Source organism: Brachybacterium atlanticum (assembly GCF_025669985.1).
In the GTDB taxonomy this organism is placed as follows: Bacteria; Actinomycetota; Actinomycetes; order Actinomycetales; family Dermabacteraceae; genus Brachybacterium; species Brachybacterium conglomeratum.
Window position 1 is genome coordinate 1 of the sequence record NZ_JAKJJW010000064.1, and the last position, 3,609, is coordinate 3,609.

At 73.1% G+C, this 3,609-nt stretch carries 4 protein-coding genes; 3 read left to right on the top strand and 1 reads right to left on the bottom strand.

Going from position 1 to position 3,609, the window contains the following annotated elements:
- Positions 1–522 precede the first annotated feature (522 nt).
- Positions 523–813: a hypothetical protein gene (locus L3K22_RS16770; RefSeq protein WP_010552169.1), complete on the top strand. Its 291-nt coding sequence runs from the start codon at positions 523–525 to the stop codon at positions 811–813.
- A gap of 127 nt (positions 814–940) precedes the next feature.
- A complete protein-coding gene (locus L3K22_RS16505) occupies positions 941–1,738 on the top strand; it encodes an SDR family oxidoreductase (RefSeq protein ID WP_263312354.1) in 798 nt (265 codons plus the stop codon).
- A gap of 137 nt (positions 1,739–1,875) precedes the next feature.
- Here L3K22_RS16505 and L3K22_RS16510 read toward each other — a convergent pair whose 3' ends face one another.
- Positions 1,876–2,787 (bottom strand): PfkB family carbohydrate kinase, encoded by a 912-nt coding sequence (locus L3K22_RS16510; RefSeq protein ID WP_263312355.1) that lies wholly within the window; start codon positions 2,785–2,787, stop codon positions 1,876–1,878.
- Positions 2,788–3,023: 236 nt separating this feature from the next.
- Between L3K22_RS16510 and L3K22_RS16515 the strand changes: the two genes are divergently transcribed.
- The gene (locus L3K22_RS16515; RefSeq protein ID WP_259880407.1) at positions 3,024–3,305 is read left to right on the top strand and encodes a DUF2277 domain-containing protein; all 282 of its coding nucleotides are present in this window, start codon (positions 3,024–3,026) and stop codon (positions 3,303–3,305) included.
- Positions 3,306–3,609 lie beyond the last annotated feature (304 nt).

The window sequence follows — 3,609 nt, forward strand, 5'->3', positions numbered from 1 at the left end:
CATCTTCACTGGGAGTGGAGGAGTGCTTGAACCCCTAGCGGTTGTTCGCCTCCTCCACTCCCTTTTCTCATGCCCGCGACCTATGCGCACGCTGACGCGCGTTCTCGCTCCTCGCGGGCACGGTCAGAAGCATCTCCGACGCCTGGCGCAGCGGCGGGGTGCAGTGATGGGCGCGGATGGTCCGGTGTCGAGTGCTTCCGCCATGAGGGACTCCTCGGTGCTGCGTCACGTGCACCGATGCACCGAACCGAAGGGCTACGTCTCCCCGACGACTGACGATCCGCTCGGCACGTCCCGCAGCGGAGAGCTCTCGACGGAAGCTCGTGGCGGTGGCTTCGCGGTGAGTCGGACGATGCTCCGTACGTGTCGCGCGTATGGTCGGCCCCCCGGCACGGACTTGCAAGGCGGTCGACCGGACGGGTCGTTACGTTGCCAGGCACCGAGGGAGAGTCCTAGCGTCGTTGCCACGAGCAGATGGCTCAGCCGGGCACACTGACCGGCGAACAGGAAGGGAGTTCCATCATGGCTGATCAGAACAACTCCGGACAGTTCGGCAACCGGAACGACACCGAGCAGCAGGCCCAGAAGGGCGGCGAGGCCAGCACCGGCAGCTTCGGCGAGAAGAACTCGGCCGATCCGAGCCAGGCCGGCCAGCAGGGCGGCCAGGAGTCCTCGGGCAGCTTCGGCGAGAAGAACTCGGCCGATCCGAGCCAGGCCGGTCGCCAGGGCGGCCAGGAGAGCTCGGGCAGCTTCGGCGAGAAGAACTCCGCCGACCCCAGCGAGGCCGGCCGCAAGGGCGGCCAGAGCTCCTGAGGCCCGTGGGGCTCAGCTCCTGCGCCCCGTGAACGCGGAGGGGGACGGCCGGACGGCCGTCCCCCTCCGCTACGCGCACCTTCCCCGCCTCGACCGTGTGACCCGCCCCGACCCACAGGAGCATCCCATGTCCTTCGCCCCCACCCGTGCTGTCGTCGTCGGCTCCGACTCCGGGATCGGCAGGGCCACCGCGGTCGCCCTGGCCGAGGCCGGGATGGACGTGGGCATCACCTTCAACACCGACCGGCAGGGCGCCGAGGGCACGGCCGAGGAGGTCCGCAGCCACGGCCGCAAGGCCGTCGTCGCCCACCTCGACACCTCCGACCTCGAGAGGGCCGGGGGCGTCGTGGACCGGCTCGTCGCGCAGCTCGGTGGGCTCGATGTGTTCGTGCAGTGCTCGGGCGCCGGCCACAGCACGCTGTTCCTGGACACGCCGCTGGAGACCTGGCGCGACGTCATGGCCGTTGACCTCGACGGCGCGTTCGTCTGCCTGCAGGCCGCCGCCCGTCACCTCGTCGAGGCCGGGGACGGCGGACGGCTCATCGGCGTCACCAGCGTGCACGAGCACCAGCCGAAGGTCGGATCCTCCGCCTACGACGCCGCCAAGCACGGTCTCGGCGGGCTGCTGAAGACCATCGCCCTCGAGCTGGGCGAGCACGGCATCACGGCCAACGCCGTCGCGCCCGGCGAGATCGCGACCCCCATGACGGGGCAGACCGACCAGGACCCCCGCACCGAGGAGCGCCCCGGCGTGCCGCTGCGACGGCCCGGGGACGCCCGCGAGGTCGCGGCCGTCATCGCCTTCCTCGCCTCGCCCCAGGCCTCCTACGTCACGGGAGCCTCCTGGGCCGTGGACGGCGGGATGCTGCAGATGGGGCCGCAGGGCGCGGCGGCGACGGTCGACGATGCCTGGCGTCGCCCCTGAGACCGGGCGGGTCCGTGATGGCGGCGGAACGGGGAGCGGGCTTGCGCCGCCCTGCTCGCCCTGCTCGACAGGACATCCTTCCCGGCAGCGCCGCCGGCAGGTCGCCCAGGAGCCCCGGCTGCGGCGCTCCGACCGGTTCAGCCGTCCGCCGGCCGCTGGGCGCGCAGGTCGGGCCGCCCACCCAGCCGTCGCACGGTCGACGTGGCCGCCGCACCCGCCCGCCGTGCGGCCAGCTCCGGGGGCTCGCCCCGGCGCAAGCCGATGGTGAGCCCCGCCAGGAAGGCGTCGCCGGCACCGGTCGGATCGGCGACCTGCTCGGTGCCGTGCGGCACGAGCTGCTCGCCCTCCGGCCACACCACGAGGTCGCCGTCGGGGACGGAGAGCGCGACGAGCCCGGCCCCGGAGTCGAGGACGCGCCGGGCCGCGAGGCGGCCCGCCTCGTGATCAGCCGGCTCGATGCCGGTCATCAGACGCGTCTCCGCTGCGTCCATCCGCACCACGTCGGCCGCCGCGAGCAGCCGGTCGCGGGCGGCGCCGTCGACGGCGCCGTCCAGGACGAGCCGCAGTCCGCGGTCCGCGGCCAGCTCCGCCCCGGCGAGCAGGACCGGTGCGGGCTGCTGCAGCTGCAGGCAGACCGTGTCGACCCGGTCCACGGCGACGGCCGCCTCCTGCACGTCCTGCACGGTGAGCAGCGACTGCTCGGGCACGTGCTCGAGCAGGCGCCGCGTGCCCTCCCCGTCCACGACGTCCACCAGCAGCGCGGTCTCCCCGCGGCGCACGACCCAGGAGAGATCCAGGTCATCGCGGCGGGCCTGGGCGAGCACGGTCTCGCCCACCGCGTCGGTCCCGGCCACGCCGAGCAGGATCACCGGCGACCCGAGCTGCCGCAGCGCGACCGCCTGATTGGCGCCCTTGCCGCCGAGCGCCTCCCGCCGCTCGGCCACGCGCGCACTGTCACCGGCCGGTGGCCAGTCCTCGACGCGCAGCACCAGATCTCGGGCGATCTGGCCGATGACGAGGACGCCGGTGGAGGGATCGGTGGTGGCCATGCCCCGTGGTACCACGGGGTCGGCATGCGGGGGAAGCGTCACGGACCGGTCGATCGTCCCGCGCAGGATCCGGACGGCAGGGACGGCTCGGGGTCACGGACGGGCGGTCCGAGCAGGTCTCCGGCACCACCGGGCGTCCAGCGGCACGCCCCGACGCACGTCGACAGCGCCTGCCACCTTCCGCCCCCTCGTGCAGACAGCTCGACGGCTCACCCGCCGCGTGCCAGCCTGAGGGCATGTGCCGCAACATCCGCCCCCTCCACAACTTCGAGCCCGAGGCAACCTCGCAGGAGGTGCACGACGCCGCGCTGCAGTACGTGCGCAAGGTCAGTGGGATGACCAGGCCCTCGCAGGCCAACGCCGAGGTGTTCGAGCGGGCCGTCGCGGAGATCGCGCACGCCACCGAGCACCTGCTCGCCGACCTCGTCACCTCCGCCCCGCCGAAGGACCGCGAGGTCGAGCGGGAGAAAGCCCGGGCCCGCAGCGCGAAGCGGTTCGGGACGCCCGCCGCGTCCTGAGCGGAGGGGGCTGCACTCGGCGGCGTTTGCAGAAGAGGGACTCCCGCGGCACGCCGCGGAGTTCAGCTCCACGCCGTGCCGCGGGAGTCCCCTTTGCGCAGGCCGGTCCCGGCCAGCGGCTGAGGACGGGCCAGACCAGGGCGGGCCTCCGGAGGTCGAGTGGCGGATCTCGACCGGTATCAGTATGGCCGGTTCAGTCGGTGAGTGCGACTGTGGTGATCAGTTCGTCGAGTGTCTCACTGGGAGTAGCCCCGTCGAGGACCACTCGGGGTCTTGCGTTGAGCATGTCCTGAACGGTGCGGAG

Excerpts from the sequence above, each read along its gene's own strand:
- L3K22_RS16770 (WP_010552169.1), top strand. The coding sequence starts at position 523 with ATGGCTGATCAGAACAACTCCGGACAGTTCGGCAACCGGAACGACACC.
- L3K22_RS16505 (WP_263312354.1), top strand. The coding sequence starts at position 941 with ATGTCCTTCGCCCCCACCCGTGCTGTCGTCGTCGGCTCCGACTCCGGG.
- L3K22_RS16510 (WP_263312355.1), bottom strand. The coding sequence starts at position 2,787 with ATGGCCACCACCGATCCCTCCACCGGCGTCCTCGTCATCGGCCAGATC.
- L3K22_RS16515 (WP_259880407.1), top strand. The coding sequence starts at position 3,024 with ATGTGCCGCAACATCCGCCCCCTCCACAACTTCGAGCCCGAGGCAACC.